We start from the raw sequence: 26,389 nt of genomic DNA, 5'->3' as shown, positions 1-26,389 counted from the left end.
TCCGGCTTTCTTTTGTATGAGGTGTTGCTCAGCTCAAGCGGGGCGACATATCGCCCACGTCGCCGCACTGTGCCCGATGGCGCAAGGCGTGATCGATCAGCACCAGCGCCATCATCGCCTCGGCGATCGGCGTGGCGCGAATGCCCACGCAAGGATCGTGGCGCCCCTTGGTCACGACTTCGACAGGCTCGCCAGCCAGGTTCACGCTGCGACCCGGCACCAGGATGCTCGAGGTCGGCTTGAGCACCATCGACGCGGTCACGGCCTGCCCCGTGCTGATACCGCCGAGAATCCCGCCGGCATGGTTGGAAGCGAAACCGTCGGGGGTCATTTCATCGCGATGCTCGCTACCGTGCTGGGTGACCGCGGCAAAACCATCGCCGATTTCGACGCCCTTGACCGCGTTGATCGACATCAGGGCGGAGGCGAGATCGCCATCGAGCTTGCCATAGATCGGTTCGCCCCAACCCGGCGGCACGCCTTCGGCCACCACGTTGACGCGTGCGCCGACCGAATCGCCGGACTTGCGCAGGGCATCCATGTATTTTTCGAGCGCCGGCACCTGTTGTGCGTCGGGCCAGAAGAACGGGTTGTCCTCGACCGCGGCCCAGTCGAACGCAGCCGGCACGATCTCGCCCAGCTGCGCCAGGTAGCCACGCACCACGATGCCCCGCTCGGCCAACCAGGCCTTGGCCACTACGCCCGCCGCCACGCGCATGGTGGTTTCGCGCGCGGACGAACGCCCGCCGCCCCGCGGATCGCGGATGCCGTATTTGTGCCAGTAGGTGTAATCGGCGTGGCCGGGACGGAAGGTCTGGGCGATGTCGCCATAGTCCTTGCTGCGCTGGTCGGTATTGCGGATCAGCAGGCCGATCGGCGTACCGGTGGTGCGTCCCTCGTAGACCCCGGAAAGGATTTCGATATCGTCGGCCTCGCGCCGCTGCGAGGTATGCCGGCTACGCCCCGTGGCGCGGCGATCGAGATCGCCGCGAAACATCTCGGGGGCGAGCGCCAGACCAGGCGGGCAACCGTCGATCACACAGCCGATCGCCGGGCCGTGACTTTCGCCGAAGGTGGTAACGGTAAAGAGCTTGCCGAAAGAGTTGCTGGACACGAGAGCTGGACGGCCAAAGAAAAACCTGTCCGAGCTTAGCGCGAATCGCCACTCGCCGCCGCCCATTCGCGGGCCAGCATCGCAAAAACCACATCGTCGACCCACTCGCCGCGCAGCAGGTAGGCCTCGCGGAAATGCGCTTCCTGACGCATCCCGAGCCTGCCCAGCAAGGCCATGCTGCCTTCATTGCGCGGATCGACCGAAGCGACGATGCGCCGCATGTCCCGCTCGCCAAACAGCCAGTCGAACAGCGTCCGCATGGCTTCGATGGCAAAGCCCTGACCCTGCCGGGCGGGTGCCAGGCTGATGCCGAACTCCGCCGTGGCATCCGGATCTTCCGGCAAATGGACGCCCAGATCGCCGATCAGGGTGCCGTCCTGCAGACGTATCGCCCGCTGCGTCCAGCCCGGCGTACCCGGCGTCAACTGCGCCTGCGTATCGATAAACGTCCGTGCGGCGTCCAGCGTCGCCGGATACCAGCCTTGATAACGCATCACTACCGGATCGGCACGATAGGCAAAAAAAGCCTCGGCATCGTCGGCGCGCAGCGCGTCGATGCGCAGTCGAGAAGTATCGAACTGCATCCCTCAGACGCCCCTGGCTTGTGCGGCCGCGCGAATCGCGTCGGCGTGCTCGATCAGATCACGGCGTTCCAGCGCAAACACGCCCATCGCGCCGACCTTGAACTCGATCCACACGAACGGGACCTCGGGCAACAGCGCCGCCAGAGCATGCTCGCTCTCGCCCACTTCGACGATCAGCAGGCCGTCGTCGCTGAGATAGTCCGCCGCCTGGTCGAGCATGCGCACGCAGATATCCAGGCCGTCCTGGCCCGAGGTCAAGCCAAGCTTGGGCTCATGGCTGTACTCGCCCGGCAGTGCAGCGTATTCGTCCTCGGTGACGTAAGGCGGATTGGAGACGATCAGATCGTAGCGACGCCCCTTGAGGCCGTCGAACAGATCCGACTTGACCGCCTCGACGCGTTTTTCCACATGCTGAAACACGATGTTCTCGCGCGCCAGCGACAACGCGTCGTCGCTGATATCGACGATATCGACCTGCCAATCCGGGTTGTATTCGGCCATCGCGATACCGATGCAGCCCGACCCCGTGCACAGGTCCAGCGCGCGCTCGACATGGCGATGATCCAGCCACGGCTGAAAGCCCGACTCGATCAGCTCGGCGATCGGCGAACGCGGCACCAGCGCCCGGCGATCGCTCTTGAACTTCAACCCCGCAAACCAGGTTTCCCCCACCAGATACGCCACCGGCAGACGCTCGCTGACACGCCGCTCGATCAGATCGAGCACACGCTTGCGTTCCTCGGCGGTGAGCTTGCCCGCGCCATACGCCGGCGGAATATCCGGCGGCAGATGCAGACTGGCCAGCACCAGATGCGTCGCCTCGTCGATCGGATTGTCGTGACTGTGCCCAAAGGTCAGCCCGGCCGCGGAAAAACGGCTCGCGCCATAGCGGATGAAGTCGATGATGGAGGCGAGTTCGGCGGTCACGGGGGCTTGGAGTTGATGGAGGGTGGGCAAGTATAGCGGGTGGGGGAACGGGGAACGGGGAACGGGGAAGACTCCGCCTTGCTCTCTGCCTTTCGCAAGCGATGCGAAGCGAGCAGTCAGCTCTCGGGGCCCCTCGGGAGCCGAGTGAGGTTTGGACGATAAGGCCCCGAAGGGGGGCTCGGCATGGACGCCGAGTCCTTTTCGACAGGACAGGGACGTTCCCGGATCAAGTCCGGGACAGGCTCTGTCGAAAAGCCCGGCCAAACCTCACGGTCCGAAGGACGGCGGACGCGGGGTGTCCTTTCTTTGGTTATCTTTCTTTGGACAAGCAAAGAAAGTAACTCGGCGACCGGCAGGTCGGTGAAACACGCCGTAGGCGACTTCCTCGCACGAACGCCAGGCCAGAGCGATGCACGCTCTCGCGACAACCCGACACCGAAGTCACTGGATGACCAGCTTCGCTGTTGTAAAGCGCCTCCCGCCTTCGCGGGGATGACGAGAATGGGGAAGCTAGTAATCCAAAGGCGGCGCAGGCGAGCGCAACAACACCCCACTTCCTTATACTGGCCGGATGACCTTCAACGTACTCCTGCAATACATCCTCCCCCACCGCTTCCTGTCACGCATCGTCTACTGGGCGACCCGCTGGACATTCAAGCCCTGGAAGAATTTCCTGATCACCAAGATCGTGAGCAGCTACAACGTCGACATGGCCGAAGCGGCGCAGCCCGACCCGCTGGCCTACCAGCACTTCAATGCGTTCTTCACCCGCAAGCTGCGCCCGGACGCACGCAAGGCCGACGATTCGGCCCACAGCGTGCTCTCCCCTGCAGACGGCAAGATCAGCCAGTCCGGCGCCATCGTCGACGGACGGATCTTCCAGGCCAAAGGGCAGGAGTACACCGCCGCCGAACTGCTTGGCGACGAGAACGCGGCAACGCCGTATCGCAATGGCAGCTTCGCCACCATCTACCTGTCGCCGCGCGACTACCACCGCGTGCACATGCCGCTGGCCGGCCGACTGAAGGAAACCGTGCATGTGCCGGGGCGCATCTTCAGCGTCGCCCCCTTCGCGGTCGAGGCCATCCCGCGCCTGTTCGCCCGCAACGAACGCCTGGTCTGCCATTTCGAGGGCGAGCATGGCCCGTTCGTGGTGGTGATGGTCGGCGCGATCCTGGTGTCCAGCGTGGCCACTGTGTGGGACGGCCTGGTGATCCCGCCCTACGCCTCGCATATCCGGCGCAAATCCTTTGAAGGTCAAAACATTACGCTAGAACGCTTCGCCGAGATGGCGCGCTTTAATATGGGTTCGACGGTGATCGTGCTGTTTCCGGAAGGGGCGGTACGACTGGACGCCTGGGCGTCACAGCAAGCCCTGCGCGTCGGCCAGCGGCTGGGCCAGCTGAGCTCTTGATGTCCTCTTGCCGTGTCCTTCACGGAAAAGTGACGTGTTTCGTCGTTTTGTGACCTTTTTGGCGCACCGGGACCGCAAAGCCCGTTAAGCTCCGCCCTCGGAGGCCCCGGGGGACACAGGGGATCGAGGGTCTCACGCACAGGTCACTGCGAGGACACTTCATGCGTATCGTTACCCGCTTCATTGCGATGAGTCGCGCGCGTCAGCTTGGACGACAGTTTCGAGATATCGAGCGCAGCATTCGTGCGCTCCCGGCCCGCAGTCGTGGCCGCCTGGGCACCATGGCGTTGCGTGAGATCGGACAGGCATCGCGAAACGACTTTCCCCATCTGTATGGCACCGCACCCGAAGAGCGTTACCTGCCCTGGGGCCAAGGCACCGATATCGGTTATTCGCGCGCGCGCTCGGACAACGCCGAAGTCTCGATGCGCGGCGTCGCCCTCTGGCTCGCGGTGGCTTACCACGAGACCAAGGATTCGCCCCATGCAAACCTGCAGGCCCAGCACCGTCAGCTGATGCGGGTCTTGCGTGAGCTCAAGGAAGCCCATAGCCGCACCGATGCCACCGAAGAGTGGATGACGTCGACGGCTGTCGCCTGATAAGGCCACAGGGCCGGCGGCCGCGCCGGCCCTTTCCTGTTTTACTTACACATCGGTACTTTGAGCGTCTGCCCCACCTTCAAATGGTGGTGCTTCAGGTCATTGCCGCGCGCGATGTCTTCCACGTCCGCGCAGTCGAACTTGCGTGCGATGCTCGACAAGGTGTCGCCCCGCTTCACCGTGTAGCTACGCGTCCGGGACGAGGTCGACGGACGAGAGGCGCTGGGCGAAGATGCAACCGGCGTAACCACCGGAATCACCGCAGTGTGCAGGTCGTTGGCCAGGATCGGCCAGGGGCCATCGGCGCAGCGGGCCGTATACGCCTTTTCCAGCACTTTGGGCACCTCCAGACGCACGCCGCTCGGCTGCGACACCTGCGGATCCAGGCGCGGGTTCAAGTTGCGCAAGGTGCGGAACCAGCCGTCGTTCATGCCGCCGGCCGACCCCAGGCAAACGGTGAGTTCGGTCAGCGAAGCGGGCCGCTTCAGCACGATGCTGCCCGCGGCACCGTCCACCTTCGGGAAACGCAGGTTGTAGCTTTCCGGATGCAGGAACAGCCATGCGGCAGCCAGCACAGCCGGCACGTACTCGCGGGTTTCCTGTGACAGCTGGTTGTAGATCTTGGGATCGTAGAAGCTGACCGACGGGTCGTCGCCAACCATGCGGCGCATGCGCCCTTCACCGCCGTTGTAGGCCGCCAGGGTCATTTCCAGATTGTTGTTGAACTGCTTGAGCTGCTCGTCCATGTACTCGGCGTTCGCGCGCGCCGCCTCGGCCGGATCGAAGCGGGTATCGAAACCGTCCTGATTGCCCAGGCCGAAGCGCATGCCCGTGGCATACATGAACTGCAGCGGGCCGGCCGCGCCCGAGCGCGAAACCGCGTGCACCTTGCCGCCCGATTCCTTGGCCATGATGCCGAACAGCAACGCCTCGGGCAGATCGGCCCGCTCATATTGCGGCCACATGCGATAGCGCATGAACTGGTAATTGACGTAAGCATCCATCAACTGCGGACGCCATTGGGTCAGCCACATCTCCATCGCTGCCTTGACCGGGCCGTTGATCGCAATCAATTCGGAAAGCTTCTGGCCACGCAGCAAGGTCACGCTGCGCTGCGCTTCGGGCAAGCTGGCCGCGCCAGTCTTGCCGTCGATGCCGCCTTCCGGTGCCTGGTCGCCAAGAGTGTCGTTGTCGTCACCGGCGAAGAAGCTGCCGTCCTTCAGACGCAACAGGCGGTCGTACACCGAAAACACGCGCTGCGTATCGCAGCCGGACGTGCCGCCGCAATGCGCCGAGACGTCCTTCATCTGGTCGAGTGCGTCGTTCAGCGATTTCTCCGACGCCTCGGTATTGCCCTCGCGCGCCTGCTGCAAGGCAGTCTCGTAGCCCTTGCTGGCCTGATCGAGGTGGGCATAAAGCGTGTTGAGCTCAGGCGCCTGTACGGGCTTGGGCGTACCGCCGCTGGCGCAGGCCGCCAACAGGGTGATCGCCGCGGCGAGCGGCATCATGCGAAAGAAACGGGGGGCGGTGGCTGCCGGCATCGGAGACTTCTTCAGGCGATCAAAGCGCTCACCATACCCGCCGCTTCGTCAGGACTCAACGAACCGTAGACGTCGTCGCTCGCGCACGCGGCGATTCGTCAGTACGACTACAATCGTGCGGCCTTCGTAAGGATGGAATGCCATGACTGATATTTTGATCGGCCGTAACGACCAAGCCAGCGTCAATCTGGATGCGCGCTACGGCAACCGCCACGGCATGATTGCAGGCGCTACCGGAACCGGTAAGTCGGTGTCGCTGATGGTGCTGGCCGAGGGCTTTTCCAAACTTGGCGTGCCCTGTTTTCTGGCCGACGCGAAGGGCGATCTGGCCGGCCTGTCGATGCCGGCCGGCCCTGCCGGCGACAAGCTCAAGGCCCGGCTCGACAAGCTCGGCATCACCGACTGGCATCCGCAGGCCAATCCGGTGATCTTCTGGGATATCTACGGCAAGCTTGGCCACCCCGTACGCGCGACCATCAGCGAGATGGGCCCCACGCTGCTGGGCCGCGTGCTGGAATTGAACGACACCCAGGAAGGCGTGCTCGAGGTGATCTTCAAGGTCGCCGATGATCAGGGCTGGCTCCTGCTCGATCTGTCCGACCTGCGCGCCCTGCTCGGCTTCGCCGCGGAGAACGCCAAGGACATTTCCACCAACTACGGCCTGATCAGCACGCAAAGCATCGCGGCCATCCAGCGTTCCGTACTGAAGCTGGAACAGGATGGCGCCGATCAATTCTTTGGCGAGCCCGCACTCGAGCTCGCCGACCTGATGCGCCAGGACATGAGCGGCCGCGGCGTGATCAATGTGCTCGCGGCCGATCAACTGATTCTCAAGCCACGCCTGTACTCCACCTTCCTGCTGTGGCTGCTGTCGGAACTGTTCGAGCAGCTCCCGGAAGTGGGCGACCTCGACCAGCCCAAGATGGTGTTCTTCTTCGACGAGGCGCACCTGCTGTTCGACGACGCGCCGCCCGCGCTGATGCAGCGCGTGGAGCAGGTCGTGCGGCTGATCCGCTCCAAGGGTGTGGGCGTGTATTTCTGCTCGCAGAATCCCGATGACGTGCCCGGCAACATCCTCGGCCAGTTGGGCAACCGCGTGCAGCACGCGCTGCGCGCCTTTACGCCGCGCGATCAAAAAGCGGTAAAAGCGGCCGCGGAAACCTTTGTCGCCAATCCGAAGATCGACGTCACCAAGGCGATCACCCAGCTTGCCGTGGGCGAAGCCCTGGCATCGACCTTGCGCGAAGGCGGTGTGCCGACGCCGGTCGAACAAGTACTGGTGACCTCGCCAACCGCACGCATCGGCGCCATTACCGAGGCCGAGCGCAGCACCATCCGGCAACGCTCACCTGTCGGCGGCAAATACGACACGCCGATCAATCGCGAGTCGGCGGCAGAAATGCTCGCCAAGCGCGCCAGCGAAAAAGCCGATGAAGCGCAGGTCGCCGTCAAGAAAGCGCCAGCCGGTGCCGACGAAAATGCCGGCTGGGGCGGCGCAATTCGCGACGCCCTGCTCGGCAACGGTCGCCGTCAGGGCATGATCGAAGCGATGGCCAAATCCGCCAGCCGTACTGTCGGCACGCGGATCGGTCAGCAGATCGTTCGCGGCGTGCTGGGTAGCATTTTCGGCGGCAAGCGCTAAAGGGGCCACGATGCATGCAGGCAGGGTGTCGCGCCTGGGAACGGTCGCGTTGACAGGTATCACCACGTTCGTGCTTACGTCCTTGCTCGCGCAGTTTCTGCGCCCGGACCTGGACTGGGTGCGGGTGCCCAATAGCTTCTATCTGATCGGCCCATACGGCTGGCTGGTGCAGGCCGGCTATGTCGCGATGTCAGTCTCGCTGATCCTGCTCGCCGTCGGTAGCTATGTCGCGCTATCCGTGCCGGCACGTAGCGCGGCGCCGGCGTTACTGTTCGTTGTCGGCGGTATCGCACTGACCGCCACGGCGGCCATGCATACCGACGTACCGGGACACCCACCCGCATTCGAAGGCTATGTTCATGGCGTCGTGGCGCAGACCGCGTTCTTGTGCACCACGGTCGCGATGCTCCTGCAGGCATGGCGTTTGCGCGGCGATGCACGTTGGCGGCGATGGTTCAAGCCGGCTTTCCTCTATGCCGCCGTCTGCTTCGTGTCGATGTGGGTACAGGCGTTCTGGCGCGAGCTCCCGCGGGGTGCCAGCCAGAAGCTACTGATCGTGCTGATCGCGGCATGGCTGATGCTGGCCGCCTATCGCTTGCGCCGTGGTCCCGATAGCATGCATTCCCGTTGATGAAAGCACCGCAGTACTTCCCATGAGCCGTTGGCGTCCGCCCTCCCCCAGCTCCACCGCGATCATCACCCGCGATGGCTTCGAGAAGCTCAAGAGCGAGCTCGATCACCTATGGCATACGCTGCGCCCGGAGGTGGTCAAGGCATTGGCCGCGGCCGCGGCCGAAGGCGATCGTTCGGAGAATGCCGAGTACACCTATCGCAAGAAACAGCTGGGCGAGATCGACCGGCGCGTGCGCTATCTGAGCAAGCGCATCCCGATACTCAAGGTGGCCGAGGGCGCGCCATCCGATCGCGAAGCGGTATTCTTCGGCGCGGTGATCGAACTGGAAAACGCCATCAGCGGCGAAACGCTGCGCTACCGCATCGTCGGGCCGGACGAGACCGATGCCAAGCTTGGCTGGATCAGCGTGGATTCGCCGATGGCACGTGCCGTGATGAAGAAAAGGCTCGACGACGAGTTCGAGGCGGAATTGCCCGGCGGGCGTACGCGATTCGTCGTGATCGGCGTGGAATATTGAAGCACGCCATCCCGATCTCGATCGGGATGGCGTGCCGTAACGCCTGAGTGGTTACTGACCCTGCGGGGGCGACATCAACGCATTGAGCTGCGCCTGATGCGATTCGTAGAACGCCACATTGGCCTGGTTGACCTTGTTCTGGTCGACGTACTTGGCCGCTTCCGGATCGGTCTTGGCCTGCGAGGCAATCGCCGCATTCATCAAGGCAAGATTCGCCAGCATGAATTCGCGCGGCGTGAAGCCGTATTTCTTGACCAGCGGCTCGATGCGGTTGTCGGCCTTCATCGCCTGCTGGGTCAGATCGTCCAGATTATGAATCTGCGCCGGGTTCGGAGCAGACTGAGGATGAATGCCCTCGGCCTTCGCTTCCTTGGTCGCGGCGAGCAGACGATTGAAGACGTCGTCGTTGAGGTTGTAATTCTTGATCGCCTGCTTGTCCGCATCCGGCAGGGAATTGGCAGGCCCCTGCTGTGCGAATGCACCGGTGGAGGCCAACATGGCAGCGGCCATCAACAGTGCCGAAAAACCGTAGCGGAGCGAACGCGCTCCGTTTGCAAAAAACTTCATCGTGTCATCTCCCGAAATTGGCGGATGCGTTATTCCGCCCTTGGTGGCAACGTACCGTAGCATCCGAAGTTTGAACAGCAACCATGCTGCGAACCGTCGACATGGGGCGCTTTCCGGGCCTCTGTGGCACGGATTTCACAAAATCATGGCACCGCGCCAAGCATGGTGCGCGACGTACGTTTATTTTTTGTAAGTTGAACGTTCCTGGGAGCCTGCCATGCATGCCGCCTGGTCGATGGGCCTGAAAGTGGTTCGCCGTACCGCCTCGGGGTTCAGTGACGACGAACTGATGACGCGCGCCGCTGCGCTGGCGTTTTATTCCGCACTTTCTTTCGCGCCCTTGCTGGTGCTGTTGCTATGGATACTCGCCTCGCTACGACCCGAATGGCAGACCTCGCTCATCAACAACATGACCGGCATGGTGGGGCCACGCGCTGCCGATGCGGTGAGCCTGGTGATCGAAAATGCCAAGCAAAAGCCGGGCGTGGGCAGCTGGGCGGGACTGGTCGGACTGGCCGTCACAATGGTCGGCGCCTCGGCGGTGTTCGCGCAGTTGCAAGGCGCCATCAATCACGTATGGAACCTGCGCCCCCATCCAGGCAAGGCCGTGATGGGATATCTGCGCTCCCGCCTGCACGCGGTCGGCCTGCTGCTATCGCTGGCGTTTCTGCTGGTGATCTCCTTCAGCGCCAGCGCCATGATCGCAGCCTTCGTGCATAGTGGCACCGTCGCCTGGCAAGGCGTGGACCTGCTCATTTCGCTGCTGATTTTCACTTTTGTGTTCGCCGCGATCTTCAAAGTGTTGCCGGATGCGATCATTGCGTGGCGCGACGCGCTATTGGGTGCCGCCCTTACGGCCGTACTGTTCGCCATCGGCAAGTTCGGCATCGGCGTTTACCTGGCCCACTCGAATGTCGGCGGCCCGTACGGTCCCGCAGGCAGTGTCGTGGTGCTGCTGGTCTGGGTGTACTACTCCGCGCTGATTCTGCTGCTCGGCGCGGAGCTGACCCAGGCGGTTGCCGAAGAACGGGGATGTCCGATCCTTCCGCGGCCCTATGCCCGCAGTACCCAGCAGGCGTCCTGAGGGTTCACGGCTGCAAGGCGGCGAGCGTCTGCAGGTACTGGCTTTCTATCTGATGCAGGCGCGTATCGCGCGCCTGCTCGCTGACCCAGCGTCCGTTTTTCGCCTGCAGGCGCAACAAGGTGTATTCCATGTCGACGAAGGGTTTGAGCACGCGGCTGTCTGCCGCGTCGAACCCGGCCAGGTCCGGAACCAGGGCAAGTTTGGCTCGCTCGCTTGCCGCGGCGGCGTCGCTGCCTTTGCCGTACTCGCGCATGAAAGTAATCAGCTGCGAACGCAGGGGTTCGGGCATGCCTTCGCGAATGACCAGCACGCCGCAGGGAATGGTGGTGGATCGCCAGATGACTTTCAGTTGCGAGGCCTCGCGCGGAAAGTTGCGCGTGAACAAATCGAGATCGGGATTGTTGCTGGTCGCGATGTCCACTTCCTTGTTGACCACGGCGAGCATGTTGTTTTGATGGTTGCCGATATGCACGCTCGCAAAAAACGTATCGGAGTTGAGTCCACGCGGCGCGAAGACCTCCGCCTCTGGCGCGACATAACCGGTAACCGACAACGGTTCGCCACGTGCGTAACGCCAGCGTCCAGGTGATGCAAGCAGATCGGCCACGCTTCGAATCGGTCCATCGCCGCGCACGACCAGCATGCCGACATTCCCGAGAGCGCCATCGGTACGCACGAATTGCGCCACCACACCCATGCGTTGTTTCAGTACGGCCTCGATCGCCAGACGTCCGGAAAGGAACGCGATATCGACGCGTTGATCGCCTATGGCCGAAGAAAGCCCAGCATAGCTGCTGACTGAAATGGCACTGACGGGATGGCCCAGCTGCGTCGCCAGGTCATCCAGGAGCGGCTGCCACTGCTTGCGCGACTCGGCGGCGCTACCGATCGGCAGAATGCCAAAGTGAACAACCTGGTCGGCTTGCGAGCGCTGCGCATCGAAAGCAAATCCAGGGCATGGCATGAGCGCAAGAACGCAGGCATAAATCACACCATACGCGCCGACAAGCACGCGCGATCGACGCAGCCACGACATCGCCTTGCTCATGAATCCCCGTTTCCCCCGACGGCCCCCGCCTCGGTAACTGCTATATAGCCCTATCGAACGGGGCGTGGCAATGTCCTAGGACAGGTTTACGCGCACGGGCTGGGGATAGCGCCGCCCTTCCCGCTTCGGCTGGTAACAATCGGCCGTGCGATGGAACACCTCATTTGCGTTATCGGAGTGCCAGCCGGGGATGCCGGAAAGCGGCAACGGGCGCAGTTCCAGAGGGTCGCGCAACAGTTCTCCTGACGCGATGCCTTCAGCGCAGGCGGCCACCACGTCCTTCAGCGTGTGACCTGATGCAGCGGTGAACACCAGGGCTTTACCCACCAGCAGCTTGTCCGGTGTAAGCGCGTGCTCCAGCAACGCATGCCCGAACACGATGGCCTCGATCCGGCCATCCTTCCACGCATTGCGCTGTCGCCAGAACAGGCCGTGCCAGTCGTGCGCATCCCAGTCGGCCAGCAACTCAGGGTCGCGAACCATCACAACAACGCCCGCTTCATCGAAATGCGTCAACGCGCACTGGGGTCGAGAGCGCTGCTTGGCACCCATCACGGCGATCTCGGTCACCTGTTGCGCATTGAGTGCGCGCTTGATCGCCGGATAACGCAGCCAGATAAGCGCATTGAAGAGATCGTGCCAGTTGGCCTCGCGCGTGGCTATCAGGCCGCGCTCGGCAATGCGCTGCTCGTAATGCAGATCATCGTCAAGCAATTCGCGTGTCTGCGCGGCGAAACGTTCCGGCGCCGCTTCAGGCCACGCGCTATTGAGCTGCTCGACCGATGGCCACGCAGCGTCTTTCAGCCAAGGCAGATAGGTCTGCCAGAACGACAATGGCGGTTGCGCGAATACTGCCGTGTCGACTGCATCGCGCGCGGGTGCACGATAGCGCATGACGCGCGGGTACTCAGCTGGCGAGACGCGCGTGCAGATCGTGGTCGTCGGCATCGTGCACGACCACATCGACAAACTGACCGGCCTTCAGCGACTGACCGTCGGCGATATGCACGACACCGTCGATTTCCGGGGCATCGGCCGCCGAGCGGGCAACCGCGCCGTTCGCCCCAGCCTCGTCGACCAGCACCTTGATGGTGCGACCGATTTTCCGCTGCAGCTTGGCTGCGGAGATCTCCGCCTGCACCGCCATGAACTGTTCCAGGCGATCTTCTTTCAATTCTTCGGACACCGGGTTCGGCAACTCGTTGGCCTTGGCACCGTCGACCGGCGAATAGGCAAACGCACCGACGCGGTCAAGCTCCGCTTCACGCAGAAAGTCGAGCAGCTCTTCGAACTCGGCATCCGTCTCGCCAGGGAACCCGACAATAAAGGTGCTGCGAATCGTCAGATCCGGCACCGCCTTGCGCCAGTTGCGAATGCGTTCCAGCGTCTTGTCGATATTGCCCGGGCGCTTCATCAGCTTGAGGATGCGCGGGCTGGCGTGCTGGAACGGGATATCCAGATACGGAAGAATCTTGCCCTCGGCCATCAACGGCATCACCTCGTCGACGTGCGGATACGGGTAGACGTAGTGCAGACGCGTCCACACACCCAGCTCCGACAAGCCTTCGCACAGTTCGGTCATGCGCGTGCGGTACTGCTTTTCGCGCCACGTGCGCTCGGCATACTTGACGTCCACACCATAGGCGCTGGTGTCCTGCGAAATCACCAGCAGTTCCTTGACGCCGCCCTTGACCAGGCGTTCGGCTTCGAGCAGTACTTCGTCGACCGGCCGCGACACCAGGTCGCCGCGCATCGAGGGGATGATGCAGAAACTGCAGCGATGATTGCAGCCTTCGGAAATCTTCAGATACGCATAGTGTTTCGGCGTCAGCTTGACGCCCGTGTCCGGGATGATGTCGAGCAGCGGATTGCGCTTAGGCGGCAACGCCGCATGCACCGCGCTCATCACGCTGGCGTAGTCCTGCGGACCGGTGATCGCCAACACGTCGGGATAGGCTTCGCGAATCAGCTCCGAACGCTTGCCCAGGCAACCGGTAACGATCACCTTGCCGTTTTCATGCAGCGCTTCGCCGATCGCATCGAGCGATTCCTGCACCGCGGCATCGATAAAACCGCAGGTATTGACCACCACCGCATCGGCCGCGCCATAACTAGGCACGATCTCATAGCCCTCGACCTTCAGCTGGGTGAGGATGCGCTCGGAATCGACCAAGGCCTTGGGGCAGCCGAGGCTGACGAAACCGATTTTCTGCGATGGCTGGGACATGGCCGCTGGCTGGGTAGGCGTTGGAGAACAGGCGATTATACGGGATCGCGTGCATCCATCCCTACTTCACCCCTGTGCCACTAGAATTTGCCGTCTCAGCCTTCCCGGAGAACAGCGCATGGGCAAGCAGATCAGCCTCAATACCACCCGTACCCAATGCATCGGCGCCTATCTGGCCGAACCGGCCGGCAAGCCCAGGGGCGGCCTGGTGGTGATCCAGGAAATCTTTGGCGTGAACGCACATATCCGCAGCGTGGCCGACCATTTTGCGGCGCTGGGGTATACCGCCATCGCGCCGGCGTTCTTCGACCACCTCGAGACCGGGCTGGAGCTGGGCTACGACCAGGCCGGCATGGCCGAAGGCAAGAAACTGGTGGCCGAACTCGGCCTCGAGCGCGCATTGGAAGATGTCGCCAGCGCAGCCGAGGCGATCGCGTCGGCAGGCAAGATCGGTACGGTCGGTTATTGCTGGGGCGGCACGGTGGCTTTCCTTGCCGCACTACGTTTGGGGCTGCCGTCGGTGAGCTATTACGGCGCGCGCAATGTGCCGTTCCTGGGAGAAACAGCCAAAGCGCCGGTGATGTTCCACTTCGGCGAGAAGGACCAGAGCATTCCGCCGGAGATGGTGGAAAAGCATCGCCAGATGCAACCGCAGATGGCCTTGTTCACCTACCCCGCCGACCATGCTTTCAATCGCGATGTCGGTGACCACTACGACGAAGCCAGCGCCAAGCTGGCACTGCAACGCACGATGGCTTTCTTCGACAAGAATCTCGCCGCATGAGCATGCGTGCTTTCGAGCTGGACTCCCGATTGAAAAACGACACGCAACACGTGCAGTCGCTGAGCCTTTGCGATGTGTTGCTGATGAACGACGCGCGTTTCGCCTGGCTGGTGCTGGTACCACGGCGTGCGCAGCTCAGCGAGATCGCCGACCTGTCGCTGGACGCGCAGGCCATGTTGTGGCGTGAAGTGCATATCGCGTCGCAGGCATTACAGGCGGTCACGCCTTGCGACAAACTCAATATCGGCGCATTGGGGAATATCGTGCGCCAGTTGCATGTGCATGTCGTTGCGCGCCGCGAAGGCGATGCAGCTTGGCCTGGACCGGTGTGGGGCAGCGGCAAGGCCGAGCCTTATGCCGATACGGCGTCTCGCGATTTGATTGAGCGGCTGCGGATACGGATGTCGCGTTAGCAGGCTCGCTTCGCATCGCCTCTTGCGCCCCCTCACCCCAACCCTCTCCCCCGGCAGAGCCAGGGGAGAGGGGGCGAATGAGGAAACGTCATTGTTTCGAACTCGCGCAACTTGCTCCCTCTCCCCTGGCTCTGCCGGGGGAGAGGGCTGGGGTGAGGGGGGCTCGTACTCGGTTCGTCATGACATAAAAAAACCCGCGGATCTCTCCGCGGGTTTTTTGCAGTACGCAACTCAACGTCAATCAGTAACCACGTCCCGTCGCCGGGCTGCTCGCTTCCTTGCCCTTCATTTCATCGTTGGACTGCACCGGTGCATGGTAGTCCTCGAGATCGCGGGCCTTGGTCTCCACGGCATTCATACGCTTCAAGGTGCCCTTGTCGTCGTAGTACACCGTGAAGCCGTAGTCGAGCTGCATGCGGGCCATGAATTCCAGATGCTGCTTGCGAATCTTCGAGTCGTCGCTGCGGGTCAGCAGCACGGTCTTGGGCAAGCGGCCCTGGTCTTTGAGGTAGGCGAAGTGGCTACCGGTATCGAGCGCCGACAGCGCGGCACCGTCGACCAGGAACTGGCCGCTCTTGTATGCCTGGATGGTCATGTCGAACTGACCCTTCATCTGATCGGTGGAAACCTTGGTGTCGCCGCGATGGCAACCGGCCAGGACCAGCATGCTGGCCAGCAGGATCGCACCGGCGGCGCGGGTCAGCAGCGTGGAAAAACGAGTCATGCGGATCTCCTGCATTCAATGCGGTAAGCGTTGGAACGAACGTGAGAAGTGTAGCGCCGCTGCGCGGCGGCGCCGTTGGGTCGGACGGGCCGCGTTCAGCTCAGGTGCGCGGTAGCGTAACGCCCTGCTGCCCCTGATATTTTCCGCCGCGATCCTTGTAGCTGGTTTCGCACTCTTCGTCCGATTCCAGAAACAGCATCTGCGCGACGCCCTCGTTGGCGTAAATTTTTGCGGGCAACGGCGTGGTGTTGGAGAACTCCAGCGTGACGTGCCCTTCCCATTCGGGCTCGAGCGGCGTCACGTTGACGATGATGCCGCAACGCGCATACGTGCTCTTGCCCAGGCAGATCGTCAGCACTTTGCGCGGAATGCGGAAATATTCCACCGTACGAGCCAGGGCAAACGAGTTGGGCGGGATAATGCAGACGTCCGCCTCGATATCGACAAAACTGGTCGGATCGAACGACTTCGGGTCCACGATCGTGGAATTGATATTGGTGAAGATCTTGAACTCGCGCGCGCAACGTACGTCGTAGCCGTAGCTCGACGTGCCGTAGGACACCAGGCGCTGATTGTCGCGAACCTTGACCTGGCCGGGCTCGAACGGCTCGATCATGCCCTGTTGCTCGGCCATACGCCGGATCCACTTGTCGGATTTGATGCTCACACGCACTCCATCAATGGGCATGACGCCGCGAGAAGCCGGCGCAAAGGAACAAAAATAGCGGAAACAGCCGATCATCCGCCAGCTACGGCGGCCAACCGGGTCGAAAGAACCGCAAGCATCGCCTGGACGGCGCCCCGTCGGACGGGCTCATCCAGGATGAAATCAACCTCGCAACCCGCCCCCGGCAAGGGCACGCCCAGCGGCTCGTCGGTCAACATCCGTGCCGACATGGTCACCAGCACTTCGCGCAAGGCGGCCTGTGCGTGATGGGAGTCCCGACCGGAGGCATTGACCTGCAGCACCGGCTTATCGGGAAATTCGAGACTCCCGACCAGCCAGTCCAGCAGGTTCTTGAACGCGCCGGGGATGCCGTGGGCATACTCCGGGCAGGCGATCAGCAAGGCATCGCTGGTGCCAACCGCTGTCCGCAACGCCTGTACGGGCGGCGGCAGCGGCTCGATCTCGGCATCCGGGTTGAACAACGGCAACTGCGCCAGGCCGTCGTACAGGTCAAGCAGCATGTCGACCGGCGCCAACTGGCGAGCTGCCTCCAGCAGCGCACGGTTGGACGATACTCCACGCAGGCTGCCGCAAAGACAGAGCACCCGGTACGGTCTGCCACCCGTCACGGCGACGGCGCGCCCTGCACCACGATCTTGCCCAGTCCCAGGGATTTGTTGCGCGGCTGACGCGACAGACGGCCTGCGGCATTGCGGGCAATCTCGCGATAGCGCGCCGCCAGGTCCGAATCGGGAATCGCCGCCACGGTCGGCGTGCCGCCGTCGGCCTGTTCGCGGATCCGGATGTCCAGCGGCAACGATCCGAGATAGGCCACCGCGTACTGCTCAGCCATGCGCTCACCGCCGCCGGTACCGAAAATATGTTCCTCATGGCCGCAGTTCGTGCAGATGTGCGTGGCCATGTTCTCCACCACGCCCAATACCGGCACCTCGACCTTCTCGAACATCTTCAGTGCCTTGCGCGCGTCCAGCAGGGCGATGTCCTGCGGCGTGGTGACAATGACCGCGCCGGCGACCGGCACCTTCTGCGACAGCGTCAGCTGGATGTCGCCCGTACCCGGCGGCAAGTCGACGATCAGGTAGTCGAGCTGCTCCCAGCGCGAGTCGTTCAGCAACTGCATCATCGCCTGGGTGACCATCGGGCCGCGCCAGATCATCGGCGTTTCCTCGTCGACCAGGAAACCGACCGACATCGCCTGCACCCCATGCGCGCTCATAGGAATGATCGTCTTGCCATCGGGCGATTCGGGCTTGCCGCTGATGCCCAGCATGCGCGGCTGGCTGGGGCCGTAGATATCGGCGTCGAGAATGCCGACCTTGGCGCCTTCGGCGACCAGCGCCAGCGCCAGGTTGGCCGAGACGGTGGACTTGCCCACGCCGCCCTTGCCCGAGGCGACCACGATGATGTTCTTCACGTTCGGCAGCGGCGCCAGCGTGCCCTGCACCTTGTGCGAGTAGATCCGGCTGCCGATCGAAATGGCCGCCGACTCGATACCCGGGTCGGCCTCCAGATGCGTTTTGACGAGCTCGGTCAATGCCTTGGCCGAGCCGATGGCGGGGTAACCGAGCTGGATGTCCACCGACACGCGGCCACCATCGATGCCGACCGCGCGGACATCCTCGCCGACGGGGCTACCGGTATGGGGATCGATCAGCTCGCCAAGCAGGCGGCGGACCAGGGCTTCACTGGCCTGAGTCATGAGTCGCGATATCAAAAGGTGGGTCACCCATTATGCCAGTGCCGCGCATGGCGCATTGCAGCTTGACCCTCCCGGCGGCCCTGGGCAGGCTCGGACCGTACGCCTTGGTACGGGATTCAAAAGGACATTCATGAAAGCACCGCTTCGCTTTGCCATTGCCGCCGGACTGCTGCTCGCCGCCGGTGCCAGCTACGCCGCCAACAACACCCCCGTGGGCACCTGGAAGACCATCGACGACAAGACCCATCAGCCCAAGTCGATCGTGCAGATCTCGGAGGTCAATGGCGAGTTGCAGGGCAAGGTGCTGCAAGTGCTGCAGTCCGACGAGGGTCCGCATCCGGTCTGCAAGGAGTGCGACGGCGACCGCAAGGACAAACCCGTCGAAGGCATGGTGATCCTGTGGGGCGTCAAACAGGATGGCGACGTGTGGGACGGCGGCAAGATCCTCGACCCGAAGAACGGCAAGGTCTACAAGGTGAAGCTGCAGACCACCGATGGCGGCAGCAAGCTCGACGTGCACGGCTACATCGGTTTCTCGCTGATCGGGCGCAGCCAGATCTGGGAGCGGCAGGAATAACTGCCGCTTTTATCTAAGCGTCCGCGCGATGCACGGTTACGCCGTGCGTCGCGAATGCCGCGACCATCGTGTCGTCGGCATCGTGCTCCACCACCAGGTGTTGCACATCGTTCACGCCGGCCGCGCGATGCGTCGCCACCGTGCCGAGTTTGCCGTCGGTGACCACGACCACGGTTTCCCCGCTGGATTCGATCATCGCGCGCTTGAGCTGCACCTCTTCACTATCGAAGGCCCACAGGCCGCTTTCCGGATCGATCGCGCAGGCGCCAGGAAAACACAGGTCCGCACGTACGCGCTGAATTTCCAGTACTACTTGCGCGCCCATGGTGGCGCCCGTGTGTGGATCGACACGGCCGCCGATCAGAAGAATTTCAAAGCCCTCGCGTTCCATCAATACCTGAGCGATATCCGGCGCGTTGGTAACCACCGTCAGACCGAAACGTTCGGGTAATGCTGCCGCGATCGCGGTATTGGTGCTGCCGGCGTCGATCAACAGGATCTGTCCTTTTCGCACCAGCGTCACCGCCTTGCGCGCCAATGCCTGCTTGCGCCCGGTATCTTCGTTGCGGCGCTGCTTCAGCGTCGTGCCACCTGCCGGCAACGGCAAGGCACCACCGTAGACGCGCTTGCACAAGCCCTGCGCAGCCAGTTCACGCAGATCGCGGCGAATCGAATCTTCCGATACCTCAAACTCCGCGGCGAGTTCGGCGGCAACGACACGGCCATGGCTGCGCAGGCGCTGCATGATCCACTGTTGGCGCTCCTGCGGCAGCGCTTCCCCGCCGGCGACCATGCCATCGGCAGTGCGTGACTTAGCCATGCGACACCTCGTCGCGGTCGATCAAATGCAGGCTTATCAGATGCTCGCGCAAGGCGTCTGCGTCGCGAAACCAGAACGCGTGCATGCCCAGATTTTCCGCGGCGTCGACATTGCGCTTGGCATCGTCGATATATAGCGTACGTGTCGGATCGATCGCGTACCGCTCAAGCAAGCGCTGGAAAATCGCCGGATCCGGCTTGATCAGACGTTCGTCGCCCGATACCACAATCCCTTCGAACCACTTGAGAAAATCGAAACGTCGCCGAGCCACATGGAAGGTTTCGCCCGACCAGTTGGTCAACGCATACAAGCGAACACCACGGTGTTTCAAGGCGGCCAGCAATGCGACCGTGTCGTGAAGCGCGTCACCCAGCGTTTCTTCCCAGCGATGCCAATAGGCTTCGATCAATGGCGCGTGCTGCGGATGCTCGCGGCTCAATGTCGCCACGGCTTCGTGCCAGGGCCGTCCCGCATCCTGCTGTTCGTTCCAAGGACCGCTGCAGACGTGAGTCAGGAAATGTTCCATCGCCGCCTCGTCGTCGAACAACTGACGATAGAGATGGCGCGGATTCCAATCGATCAGCACGCCGCCCAGATCGAACACTACGGTATCAACAGCAGATGCATTCATCGACGCACAATCCTCGCGGAAGCTGCGACAACCACCAGCACGCCGGCGAGGAACGCCATCGCCCAGGCCAGGTTGCTCGCATGAGAAATAAAACCGATCAAGGCAGGGCCGGTAAGCAGGCCGGCATAACCGAGCACAGTCACGGCCGCGATGGAGATCGCCGGTGGCGTTCCGGGCAAGCGCCCTGCGGCACTGAACATCACCGGCACGATGTTGGACGCCCCCAGTCCGATCAACACAAAGCCCAGCATCGAGACCGCGGGCCAGGGTAGCGTCGCAACCAGCGCAAACCCGAGCGCCGCCAGGCCCGCTCCCGCACGTACCGCCCAGACCGGACCCAGTGTCTGGATCATGCGATCGCCAGTGAGACGACCCGATGCCATCGCAATCGAAAAGCACGCATAGCCGATGCCGGCCGCGGTGGCGCTGACGCCGCGGAAATCTCGCAGGAACACAGCGCTCCAGTCGAGCATCGAACCTTCGGCCATAAAGCTGGCAAAACACAGCAGGCCGAGCAGCAAGGCCATGACGCCGGGCATGCGCAGCGGCGGACGCGTACCTTCTTCGTGCACTTCGTCGAGCAGACTGTTGCGCTGGGTCAATACGATCGCCGCAAGCAAAGCGGACATGATGAAACCGCACGCCAGCAAGGACACGCCGAGCGCGAGCAAGCCACTGACCACGGCAGCACCCGTCAAGCCACCCAGACTGAACAGGCCGTGGAAGCCCGACATGAGAACGCGGCCGTCATGGCGCTCGACTTCGACCGCGTGCGCATTCATCGCCACATTCACCGCGCCGAGCGTCACGCCGAAGTAGAGCAGCCCGGCCGTCAGCGCCATGGCGCTCGGTGCCCAGGCAAGGACGGGCAGCACGACGCAAAGCGCCAGACCCGACGCAATGATGACCTTGCGATTGCCGAGCCGATGGGTCAGCCACCCCATGAAAGGCATCGAGATCATCGAGCCGCCACCGAAGGCGAGCAGGATCAATCCCAGTTGCGCATCGTCCAGCCCCAGACGCGATTTGGCGTACGGGACCATCGGCGCCCAGCTCGACATGGCGATACCGGAAAGCAGAAAGATCAGCCGCGTCGCACGACGAGCGGCACTGAGGGGGACGCGGCCGGCCAGGGCCACTTCGATGGGGGCTCGCACGCTGACTCCGTATTCCTCAGCTCGAATAGGTGAAAATGTACACAAACATGCACAAACGTGCAAATGCTTTGCCGATTTGCCTGCCATGGGCATGCTCGTTACCTCACGACGAAGGAACGTACGCATGCCAACCATCTTTACCCACGCCGCCGTGCCACTCTTGCTGGGCGCGGCAGCCGGCCCGCGTCGGATCAGCCGACGCCTCCTGGGCGCCGGCGCCATCGCGGCGATGCTGCCCGATGCCGACACCGTGGGCTTCGGGCTCGGCATCGCCTACAGCAGTGACTTTGGTCATCGCGGTGCCACGCACTCGGCGGTCTTCGCCCTGGCCATGGCGCTTGTCGCCGCCGCTTCATCGCGATGGCTGCGCACATCGCCCTGGCGTGCCTTTGGCTTTGTCGGCCTGGCGACGCTTTCGCATTCCTTGCTCGACGCCTTGACCGATGGCGGGTTGGGTGTCGCACTGGCTTGGCCGTTCGAAGACAAGCGCTTTTTCTTTCCCTGGCGGCCGATCGAAGTCTCGCCTATCGGCGCCGGTTTTTTCAGCGCGCGCGGCCTGGCCGTGATCGGCTCGGAGTTGTTCTGGGTGGTGCTGCCAACCGCCATTCTGGCCGTGGCACTGTGGGCATGGCGGCGCCGATGCGACGGACGCCGGGAAATGCCGCAGCGCCACATGCCATAATAAAAAACTAGCCACACAGCGACTCGATATGTCCCGCCGACTCCTCGTCACCCATGCCCTGCCCTATGCCAACGGCCCGCTGCATCTGGGCCACATGCTTGGCTATATCCAGACCGATATCTGGGTCCGCGCGCAGCGAATGATGGGTAACGAGGTGATCTTTGTCGCCGCGGACGATGCACACGGCACGCCGATCATGCTGGCCGCCGAAAAGGCCGGGAAAACAGCCGAGGATTTTATCGCCGAAATCCGCACCAGCCACGAAGCGGATTTCGCCGATTTTCATTTCAGCTACGACAACTACTACACCACGCACTCGCCGGAAAACGGCGAGCTGGCGTCGTTGATCTATACCCGTCTGCGCGATGGCGGTTACATCGCGCGCCGCATGATCCAGCAGTTGTACGATCCGCAGAAAGAAATGTTTCTGCCGGACCGCTACATCAAGGGCACCTGTCCCAATTGCGGCACGCCCGATCAATATGGCGACAACTGCGAGAACTGCGGCGCAACCTACGCGCCCACCGACCTGATCAATCCCTATTCGGTCATGTCCGGCGCCACGCCGGTCCTGCGCGATTCGGAGCACTACTTCTTCGAGCTGAGCAAGTTTGAAACGCTGCTGCGCGACTGGTTCGCCGGCAAGTTCACCGGAGGCTCGCCGGTCATGAACAGCGGCGTAGCCGCCAAGCTGAGCGAGTGGCTCGACGGCGGCCTGAAAGACTGGGACATTTCGCGCGACGCACCCTACTTCGGGTTCCCGATTCCCGATGCACCGGGCAAGTTCTTCTACGTATGGCTGGACGCGCCGGTCGGTTATCTCGCCAGTTTCAAGAACCTGTGCAATCGCACCGGCCTGCGTTTCGACGATTTCCTGTCACCCGACAGCGACACCGAGCTGCATCATTTTCTCGGCAAGGACATCATCAATTTCCATGGCCTGTTCTGGCCGGCCATGTTGCATGGCGCGGGTTTCCGTACGCCGACAGCACTGCACGTCAACGGCTACCTGTCGGTCAATGGCGCGAAGATGTCCAAGTCGCGCGGCACCTTCATCAAGGCGCGCACTTATCTCGAGTCCGGGCTCAACGCCGACTTCCTGCGCTACTACTTCGCCAGCGTGCTGGGCGACACCCCGGTCGATGCCGACCTCGATCTGAAAGCCTTCGAGGAGCGCGTCAATTCGCACCTGGTCGGCAAGTGGGTCAACATCGCCAGCCGCACTGCCGGCTTCGTGCAGAAGTTTTTCGACGGCCGCCTGGCCGCCGACTTCGGCCCCGAAGAGGCCGAGCTGTGGCAGACGCTGCTGATGCACTACGGCGACATCGACGCGCTTTATCGCAGTGGCGAATTCGCCGAAGTCACGCGTCGCTTTGTCACCATGGCCGACCTCGTCAACGGCCATATCGCGGCCAAGGCGCCCTGGGTGCTGGCCAAGGACGAAAGCCGTCGCGAAGAACTGCACCACGTGTGTTCGTTCGCGTTGGCCGCTTTCCGCATGCTGGCCGGCCTGCTCAAACCGATACTGCCGGCAACAGTCGCCGCCGCCGAGCAATTCCTCGACGCACCGATCGTCACGTTCGACGATGCGCGCGCCGAGCTGCATAACCACACCGTCAACCCGTTCGAGCCGCTGCTCGGCCGCATCGACCCGAAACAGGTCGAGGCGATGGTCGAGGCATCCAAGGAATCGCTTGGCGCCGAGGCACCGGCCGAACCGGTCAAAAAGAAACCGAAGGATTCAAGCAAGAGCATGAGCACCAACACTGTCTCCGAGCCCGTAGCAACCACCACCATCGGCATCGACGATTTCGCCAAGCTCGACCTGCGCATCGGCAAGGTCGTGGCCTGCGAATTTGTCGACGGTTCGGACAAGCTGCTCCGTTTCGAGCTCGACGCCGGCTCGCTGGGCACACGCCAGATTTTTTCGGGCATCCGGGCAGCCTACGGCGAGCCGGAGAAGCTGATCGGCCGCAACGTGGTATTTATCGCCAACCTGGCTGTGCGCAAGATGCGCTTTGGCGTGTCCGAAGGCATGATTCTGTCGGCCGGCGACGGCGGTAGCGACCTGTTCCTGCTCGATGCGGATCAGGGCGCGCAGCCGGGCGCGACGGTACGCTAGACACGGCGCTGTCGTTTGCCAGCAGGGACACCGCGACGCGCCGAGTGATCTGCGCGTCGTTTTCATTACTGCACAGGGATTTCTTTTCGCATGCCGCTGACACATCGCCTTTTGTTCGCCATGAGCCTGCTGTTTGTCGCGCATCTGGCCTATGCCGCCACCGACGACTGCATCGAGCGCGCTGCAGCTATCGTTCAGCAGGCCTATCCCAAGGCGAAGTCGACAGCGAAGGACAGCTTTACCGTGGACGGCGCGGTCATCACCCTGCCGTCGTCAGACAGCATCGGCTCCGATCCCCATGCGCTGGTCTGCAAGACCTGGCCGGCACAGCCTCAGTCGCTGCTGGTCGCTGTCCCCTTGATAACCAAAACGGGTGGCGATGAAAATGAAGGTGACCTCGAATTGTTGGTGCTCGACAAAGCTACCTTGAAAGTGCAGCAAAGACTGAAGCTGGCCGGCCGCATGTCCGATGATGCGATCCAGATTCACAGTGTCGAGCTGGATACCGCCCGCTACCAATTGGCCCCCGGCACCATCGCCTTTGGCTTACGTCTTACTCAGGCAAACAATTCGCGCGCGAATCCTTTCGAGGAAGCGAACCTGTGGTTGTACGTGATCGATCGTGACCAGCTTCGCCCGGTGCTGGACGGCATCGTCACCCATAGGAACGGCGGCGAATGGGACACCAATTGCGCCGGAACCTTCGAGGGCGCCGACCGTACACTGGCGATGGATTCGGCCACCCACAACGGCTATGCCGACATTCGGGTTACGGAAAAATCCTCATCGGACGTCTCGGTCGCCGGCAAAGATGGCCAGTGCGACAGCAAGACAGACAACGACAAACAAACCTATCGCCTCAGTTACGACGGAAAGAGCTACCTGGTACCCAAGGCACTGAGGCCGCTGGGATGAGCGAACTGGTCGACCGCATCGATGCCTTGCTACCGCAGACGCAATGCGAGCAATGCGGGTATCACGGCTGCCGGCCCTATGCAGAGGCGATCGCGCATGGCGATGCGCCGATCAACTATTGCCCGCCAGGCGGCGAAGCCGGTATCGCCAAGCTCGCGGCCTTGTTGGATAAACCCGTGCTGCCATTGGATCCCGAGCACGGGATCGAAAAGCCGCGAACCTTGGCACGCATCGTCGAAACCGACTGCATCGGCTGTACCAAATGCATCCAGGTTTGTCCGGTCGATGCGATCGTGGGCGCGGCAAAATGGATGCACACGGTAGTGGCCGACGACTGCACCGGCTGCGAACTCTGCGTCCCGGCCTGCCCGGTCGACTGCATCGTGCTGGAGCCGATGCCGTTGGCGCAGATCGATCAGGCACATGCCGATCAAGCGCGCCAGCATTTCCAGCGCCGCGAGGCGCGCCTGGCGCAACAACGCGAGCACCGTGAAGCGGAACTTGCGGCACGCAAGGTCGAAGTCGGCGCGCAGGCCGGCCCAGTCAATCCCGTCCTGGCCGCGCTGGCTCGCGCCAAGGCCAAACAGCAGGATCCCAAATCGTGAAGCGCGCTGATATCGTCGACATGTTCTCGCGCCTGCGCGAACTCGATCCGCATCCGACCACCGAGCTGACCTACACCACGCCGTTCGAATTGCTGGTCGCCGTCGTGCTGTCGGCGCAGGCGACGGACGTCGGCGTCAACAAGGCCACCAAGAAGCTCTACCCGGTCGCCAATACGCCGCAAGCTATCCTCAAGCTCGGCGAAGAAAAGCTGAAGAAATACATCAGCACGATCGGGCTGTTCAACGGCAAGGCCAAGAACGTGATTGCGCTGTCGCGCATCCTGGTCGAGCAATACGACGGCGAAGTCCCCGATACGCGCGAAGCGCTGGAAGCATTACCCGGCGTGGGCCGCAAGACCGCCAACGTGGTGCTCAATACCGCATTCGGCCATCCCACCATTGCGGTGGACACGCATATCTTCCGCGTCTCCAACCGGACCGGGCTCGCACCCGGCAAGGACGTCCGCGCGGTTGAAGACAAGCTCGAAAAAAACGTACCGGCCGAATTCAAACAGGACGCTCATCACTGGTTGATTCTGCATGGCCGGTACGTGTGCAAGGCGCGCAAGCCGGAATGTCCGCGTTGCGTTATTCGTGACTTGTGCGCTTACAAACAGAAGACGGTCGAGTAGCACCCGTCTTGTAGAAAAAACATGCCCGCTCCGGCCAATACG

29 protein-coding genes are annotated in these 26,389 nt (G+C 62.6%); 14 read left to right on the top strand and 15 right to left on the bottom strand.

What is annotated here, in order from left to right; translation table 11 throughout:
* Positions 1 to 28: 28 nt before the first annotated feature.
* From aroC to prmB, 3 genes are read right to left on the bottom strand one after another with little or no spacing between them, the layout of a single operon-like run.
* Complete coding sequence (gene aroC / locus QMG46_RS11600; protein WP_281852673.1) at positions 29 to 1,114, bottom strand: chorismate synthase; 1,086 nt, start codon at positions 1,112 to 1,114, stop codon at positions 29 to 31.
* Between the two features lie 35 nt (positions 1,115 to 1,149).
* Positions 1,150 to 1,698, bottom strand: coding sequence for a GNAT family N-acetyltransferase (locus QMG46_RS11595; protein WP_281852672.1), 549 nt, complete (start codon positions 1,696 to 1,698; stop codon positions 1,150 to 1,152).
* Between the two features lie 3 nt (positions 1,699 to 1,701).
* Positions 1,702 to 2,625, bottom strand: a complete 924-nt coding sequence (prmB, locus tag QMG46_RS11590; RefSeq protein WP_281852671.1) for a 50S ribosomal protein L3 N(5)-glutamine methyltransferase — start codon at positions 2,623 to 2,625, stop codon at positions 1,702 to 1,704.
* A gap of 571 nt (positions 2,626 to 3,196) precedes the next feature.
* On the opposite strand from prmB, the gene asd reads away from it, so the two are divergent.
* A complete protein-coding gene (asd, locus tag QMG46_RS11585) occupies positions 3,197 to 4,039 on the top strand; it encodes an archaetidylserine decarboxylase (RefSeq protein ID WP_281852669.1) in 843 nt (280 codons plus the stop codon).
* Between the two features lie 161 nt (positions 4,040 to 4,200).
* Entirely contained in the window at positions 4,201 to 4,638 is a 438-nt protein-coding gene (locus QMG46_RS11580) for a hypothetical protein (protein WP_281852668.1), read from the top strand.
* A gap of 41 nt (positions 4,639 to 4,679) precedes the next feature.
* Here the strand turns inward: QMG46_RS11580 and QMG46_RS11575 are convergent, their stop codons facing one another.
* Entirely contained in the window at positions 4,680 to 6,179 is a 1,500-nt protein-coding gene (locus QMG46_RS11575) for a transglycosylase SLT domain-containing protein (protein ID WP_281852667.1), read from the bottom strand.
* 142 nt (positions 6,180 to 6,321) lie between these two features.
* On the opposite strand from QMG46_RS11575, the gene QMG46_RS11570 reads away from it, so the two are divergent.
* From QMG46_RS11570 to greB, 3 genes are read left to right on the top strand one after another with little or no spacing between them, the layout of a single operon-like run.
* Complete coding sequence (locus QMG46_RS11570; RefSeq protein WP_281852666.1) at positions 6,322 to 7,821, top strand: helicase HerA-like domain-containing protein; 1,500 nt, start codon at positions 6,322 to 6,324, stop codon at positions 7,819 to 7,821.
* Between the two features lie 10 nt (positions 7,822 to 7,831).
* Positions 7,832 to 8,452 (top strand): DUF998 domain-containing protein, encoded by a 621-nt coding sequence (locus QMG46_RS11565; protein WP_281852664.1) that lies wholly within the window; start codon positions 7,832 to 7,834, stop codon positions 8,450 to 8,452.
* 22 nt (positions 8,453 to 8,474) lie between these two features.
* Positions 8,475 to 8,972 carry a transcription elongation factor GreB gene (gene greB / locus QMG46_RS11560; RefSeq protein ID WP_281852662.1) on the top strand — a complete coding sequence of 166 codons (498 nt, stop codon included), beginning with the start codon at positions 8,475 to 8,477 and terminating at the stop codon, positions 8,970 to 8,972.
* A gap of 51 nt (positions 8,973 to 9,023) precedes the next feature.
* Here greB and QMG46_RS11555 read toward each other — a convergent pair whose 3' ends face one another.
* Positions 9,024 to 9,539 (bottom strand): hypothetical protein, encoded by a 516-nt coding sequence (locus QMG46_RS11555; protein ID WP_281852661.1) that lies wholly within the window; start codon positions 9,537 to 9,539, stop codon positions 9,024 to 9,026.
* A gap of 217 nt (positions 9,540 to 9,756) precedes the next feature.
* Here QMG46_RS11555 and QMG46_RS11550 point away from each other — a divergent pair, with 217 nt between their 5' ends.
* Positions 9,757 to 10,623, top strand: coding sequence for a YihY/virulence factor BrkB family protein (locus QMG46_RS11550; protein ID WP_281852660.1), 867 nt, complete (start codon positions 9,757 to 9,759; stop codon positions 10,621 to 10,623).
* A gap of 4 nt (positions 10,624 to 10,627) precedes the next feature.
* On the opposite strand, the gene phnD is transcribed toward QMG46_RS11550, so the two are convergent.
* The 3 genes from phnD to rimO all read right to left on the bottom strand — a co-directional run bounded on the left by phnD (position 10,628) and on the right by rimO (position 13,898).
* The gene (phnD, locus tag QMG46_RS11545) at positions 10,628 to 11,671 is read right to left on the bottom strand and encodes a phosphate/phosphite/phosphonate ABC transporter substrate-binding protein (protein WP_281852658.1); all 1,044 of its coding nucleotides are present in this window, start codon (positions 11,669 to 11,671) and stop codon (positions 10,628 to 10,630) included.
* Between the two features lie 75 nt (positions 11,672 to 11,746).
* Complete coding sequence (locus tag QMG46_RS11540) at positions 11,747 to 12,565, bottom strand: DUF3025 domain-containing protein (protein WP_281852880.1); 819 nt, start codon at positions 12,563 to 12,565, stop codon at positions 11,747 to 11,749.
* A gap of 13 nt (positions 12,566 to 12,578) precedes the next feature.
* Positions 12,579 to 13,898, bottom strand: a complete 1,320-nt coding sequence (rimO, locus tag QMG46_RS11535; protein WP_281852657.1) for a 30S ribosomal protein S12 methylthiotransferase RimO — start codon at positions 13,896 to 13,898, stop codon at positions 12,579 to 12,581.
* 118 nt (positions 13,899 to 14,016) lie between these two features.
* Here rimO and QMG46_RS11530 point away from each other — a divergent pair, with 118 nt between their 5' ends.
* Both QMG46_RS11530 and QMG46_RS11525 read left to right on the top strand, forming a co-directional pair.
* The gene (locus QMG46_RS11530) at positions 14,017 to 14,682 is read left to right on the top strand and encodes a dienelactone hydrolase family protein (protein ID WP_281852656.1); all 666 of its coding nucleotides are present in this window, start codon (positions 14,017 to 14,019) and stop codon (positions 14,680 to 14,682) included.
* Positions 14,679 to 15,095 (top strand): HIT family protein, encoded by a 417-nt coding sequence (locus QMG46_RS11525; protein ID WP_281852655.1) that lies wholly within the window; start codon positions 14,679 to 14,681, stop codon positions 15,093 to 15,095. Before QMG46_RS11530 ends, QMG46_RS11525 begins: the two co-directional genes overlap by 4 nt.
* A 241-nt stretch (positions 15,096 to 15,336) precedes the next feature.
* On the opposite strand, the gene QMG46_RS11520 is transcribed toward QMG46_RS11525, so the two are convergent.
* The 4 genes from QMG46_RS11520 to apbC form a co-directional block, all read right to left on the bottom strand.
* Positions 15,337 to 15,819 carry a hypothetical protein gene (locus tag QMG46_RS11520; protein WP_281852654.1) on the bottom strand — a complete coding sequence of 161 codons (483 nt, stop codon included), beginning with the start codon at positions 15,817 to 15,819 and terminating at the stop codon, positions 15,337 to 15,339.
* A 100-nt stretch (positions 15,820 to 15,919) separates the two neighbouring features.
* Positions 15,920 to 16,486 carry a dCTP deaminase gene (gene dcd, locus QMG46_RS11515; protein WP_281852653.1) on the bottom strand — a complete coding sequence of 189 codons (567 nt, stop codon included), beginning with the start codon at positions 16,484 to 16,486 and terminating at the stop codon, positions 15,920 to 15,922.
* A gap of 71 nt (positions 16,487 to 16,557) precedes the next feature.
* Positions 16,558 to 17,115, bottom strand: coding sequence for an NADPH-dependent FMN reductase (locus QMG46_RS11510; protein ID WP_281852651.1), 558 nt, complete (start codon positions 17,113 to 17,115; stop codon positions 16,558 to 16,560).
* Positions 17,112 to 18,206, bottom strand: a complete 1,095-nt coding sequence (apbC, locus tag QMG46_RS11505; protein ID WP_281852650.1) for an iron-sulfur cluster carrier protein ApbC — start codon at positions 18,204 to 18,206, stop codon at positions 17,112 to 17,114. The genes QMG46_RS11510 and apbC overlap by 4 nt, the downstream gene beginning before the upstream one ends.
* A 130-nt stretch (positions 18,207 to 18,336) precedes the next feature.
* Here apbC and QMG46_RS11500 point away from each other — a divergent pair, with 130 nt between their 5' ends.
* Entirely contained in the window at positions 18,337 to 18,783 is a 447-nt protein-coding gene (locus QMG46_RS11500) for a DUF2147 domain-containing protein (protein WP_281852649.1), read from the top strand.
* Between the two features lie 13 nt (positions 18,784 to 18,796).
* Here the strand turns inward: QMG46_RS11500 and QMG46_RS11495 are convergent, their stop codons facing one another.
* Genes QMG46_RS11495 through QMG46_RS11485 form a run of 3 tightly spaced genes read right to left on the bottom strand, consistent with a single transcriptional unit; the run spans position 18,797 to position 21,391 of the window.
* Positions 18,797 to 19,603, bottom strand: coding sequence for a DeoR/GlpR family DNA-binding transcription regulator (locus QMG46_RS11495; RefSeq protein ID WP_281852648.1), 807 nt, complete (start codon positions 19,601 to 19,603; stop codon positions 18,797 to 18,799).
* A complete protein-coding gene (locus tag QMG46_RS11490; protein WP_281852647.1) occupies positions 19,596 to 20,234 on the bottom strand; it encodes an HAD family hydrolase in 639 nt (212 codons plus the stop codon). The genes QMG46_RS11495 and QMG46_RS11490 overlap by 8 nt, the downstream gene beginning before the upstream one ends.
* Positions 20,231 to 21,391 (bottom strand): MFS transporter, encoded by a 1,161-nt coding sequence (locus QMG46_RS11485; RefSeq protein ID WP_281852646.1) that lies wholly within the window; start codon positions 21,389 to 21,391, stop codon positions 20,231 to 20,233. The genes QMG46_RS11490 and QMG46_RS11485 overlap by 4 nt, the downstream gene beginning before the upstream one ends.
* 124 nt (positions 21,392 to 21,515) lie before the next feature.
* On the opposite strand from QMG46_RS11485, the gene QMG46_RS11480 reads away from it, so the two are divergent.
* From QMG46_RS11480 to nth, 5 genes are all read left to right on the top strand, one after another.
* Entirely contained in the window at positions 21,516 to 22,073 is a 558-nt protein-coding gene (locus tag QMG46_RS11480; RefSeq protein ID WP_281852645.1) for a metal-dependent hydrolase, read from the top strand.
* 28 nt (positions 22,074 to 22,101) lie between these two features.
* On the top strand, positions 22,102 to 24,195 hold the full coding sequence (metG, locus tag QMG46_RS11475; RefSeq protein WP_281852644.1) for a methionine--tRNA ligase: 2,094 nt from the start codon (positions 22,102 to 22,104) through the stop codon (positions 24,193 to 24,195).
* Positions 24,196 to 24,315: 120 nt separating this feature from the next.
* Positions 24,316 to 25,110 (top strand): PA3715 family protein, encoded by a 795-nt coding sequence (locus QMG46_RS11470; protein ID WP_281852642.1) that lies wholly within the window; start codon positions 24,316 to 24,318, stop codon positions 25,108 to 25,110.
* The gene (locus QMG46_RS11465) at positions 25,107 to 25,715 is read left to right on the top strand and encodes an RnfABCDGE type electron transport complex subunit B (RefSeq protein WP_281852641.1); all 609 of its coding nucleotides are present in this window, start codon (positions 25,107 to 25,109) and stop codon (positions 25,713 to 25,715) included. Before QMG46_RS11470 ends, QMG46_RS11465 begins: the two co-directional genes overlap by 4 nt.
* Entirely contained in the window at positions 25,709 to 26,347 is a 639-nt protein-coding gene (gene nth, locus QMG46_RS11460) for an endonuclease III (protein ID WP_345781802.1), read from the top strand. Before QMG46_RS11465 ends, nth begins: the two co-directional genes overlap by 7 nt.
* The last annotated feature ends 42 nt before the right edge of the window (positions 26,348 to 26,389 follow it).

This window comes from Dyella sp. GSA-30, from assembly GCF_027924605.1.
In the GTDB taxonomy this organism is placed as follows: Bacteria; Pseudomonadota; Gammaproteobacteria; order Xanthomonadales; family Rhodanobacteraceae; genus GSA-30.
Note: the sequence above shows the minus strand (reverse complement) of the source record. Positions and strands in the feature narration are given on the sequence as shown.

Coding starts and splice junctions, on each gene's coding strand:
- QMG46_RS11570 (WP_281852666.1), top strand. CDS start 6,322: ATGACTGATATTTTGATCGGCCGTAACGACCAAGCCAGCGTCAATCTG.
- QMG46_RS11525 (WP_281852655.1), top strand. CDS start 14,679: ATGAGCATGCGTGCTTTCGAGCTGGACTCCCGATTGAAAAACGACACG.
- QMG46_RS11490 (WP_281852647.1), bottom strand. CDS start 20,234: ATGAATGCATCTGCTGTTGATACCGTAGTGTTCGATCTGGGCGGCGTG.
- rimO (WP_281852657.1), bottom strand. CDS start 13,898: ATGTCCCAGCCATCGCAGAAAATCGGTTTCGTCAGCCTCGGCTGCCCC.
- QMG46_RS11580 (WP_281852668.1), top strand. CDS start 4,201: ATGCGTATCGTTACCCGCTTCATTGCGATGAGTCGCGCGCGTCAGCTT.
- QMG46_RS11565 (WP_281852664.1), top strand. CDS start 7,832: ATGCATGCAGGCAGGGTGTCGCGCCTGGGAACGGTCGCGTTGACAGGT.
- QMG46_RS11550 (WP_281852660.1), top strand. CDS start 9,757: ATGCATGCCGCCTGGTCGATGGGCCTGAAAGTGGTTCGCCGTACCGCC.
- QMG46_RS11470 (WP_281852642.1), top strand. CDS start 24,316: ATGAGCCTGCTGTTTGTCGCGCATCTGGCCTATGCCGCCACCGACGAC.
- phnD (WP_281852658.1), bottom strand. CDS start 11,671: ATGAGCAAGGCGATGTCGTGGCTGCGTCGATCGCGCGTGCTTGTCGGC.
- greB (WP_281852662.1), top strand. CDS start 8,475: ATGAGCCGTTGGCGTCCGCCCTCCCCCAGCTCCACCGCGATCATCACC.
- QMG46_RS11495 (WP_281852648.1), bottom strand. CDS start 19,603: ATGGCTAAGTCACGCACTGCCGATGGCATGGTCGCCGGCGGGGAAGCG.
- QMG46_RS11500 (WP_281852649.1), top strand. CDS start 18,337: ATGAAAGCACCGCTTCGCTTTGCCATTGCCGCCGGACTGCTGCTCGCC.
- apbC (WP_281852650.1), bottom strand. CDS start 18,206: ATGACTCAGGCCAGTGAAGCCCTGGTCCGCCGCCTGCTTGGCGAGCTG.
- asd (WP_281852669.1), top strand. CDS start 3,197: ATGACCTTCAACGTACTCCTGCAATACATCCTCCCCCACCGCTTCCTG.
- QMG46_RS11530 (WP_281852656.1), top strand. CDS start 14,017: ATGGGCAAGCAGATCAGCCTCAATACCACCCGTACCCAATGCATCGGC.
- QMG46_RS11575 (WP_281852667.1), bottom strand. CDS start 6,179: ATGCCGGCAGCCACCGCCCCCCGTTTCTTTCGCATGATGCCGCTCGCC.
- QMG46_RS11555 (WP_281852661.1), bottom strand. CDS start 9,539: ATGAAGTTTTTTGCAAACGGAGCGCGTTCGCTCCGCTACGGTTTTTCG.
- QMG46_RS11540 (WP_281852880.1), bottom strand. CDS start 12,565: ATGCGCTATCGTGCACCCGCGCGCGATGCAGTCGACACGGCAGTATTC.
- QMG46_RS11595 (WP_281852672.1), bottom strand. CDS start 1,698: ATGCAGTTCGATACTTCTCGACTGCGCATCGACGCGCTGCGCGCCGAC.
- metG (WP_281852644.1), top strand. CDS start 22,102: ATGTCCCGCCGACTCCTCGTCACCCATGCCCTGCCCTATGCCAACGGC.
- QMG46_RS11480 (WP_281852645.1), top strand. CDS start 21,516: ATGCCAACCATCTTTACCCACGCCGCCGTGCCACTCTTGCTGGGCGCG.
- QMG46_RS11520 (WP_281852654.1), bottom strand. CDS start 15,819: ATGACTCGTTTTTCCACGCTGCTGACCCGCGCCGCCGGTGCGATCCTG.
- QMG46_RS11465 (WP_281852641.1), top strand. CDS start 25,107: ATGAGCGAACTGGTCGACCGCATCGATGCCTTGCTACCGCAGACGCAA.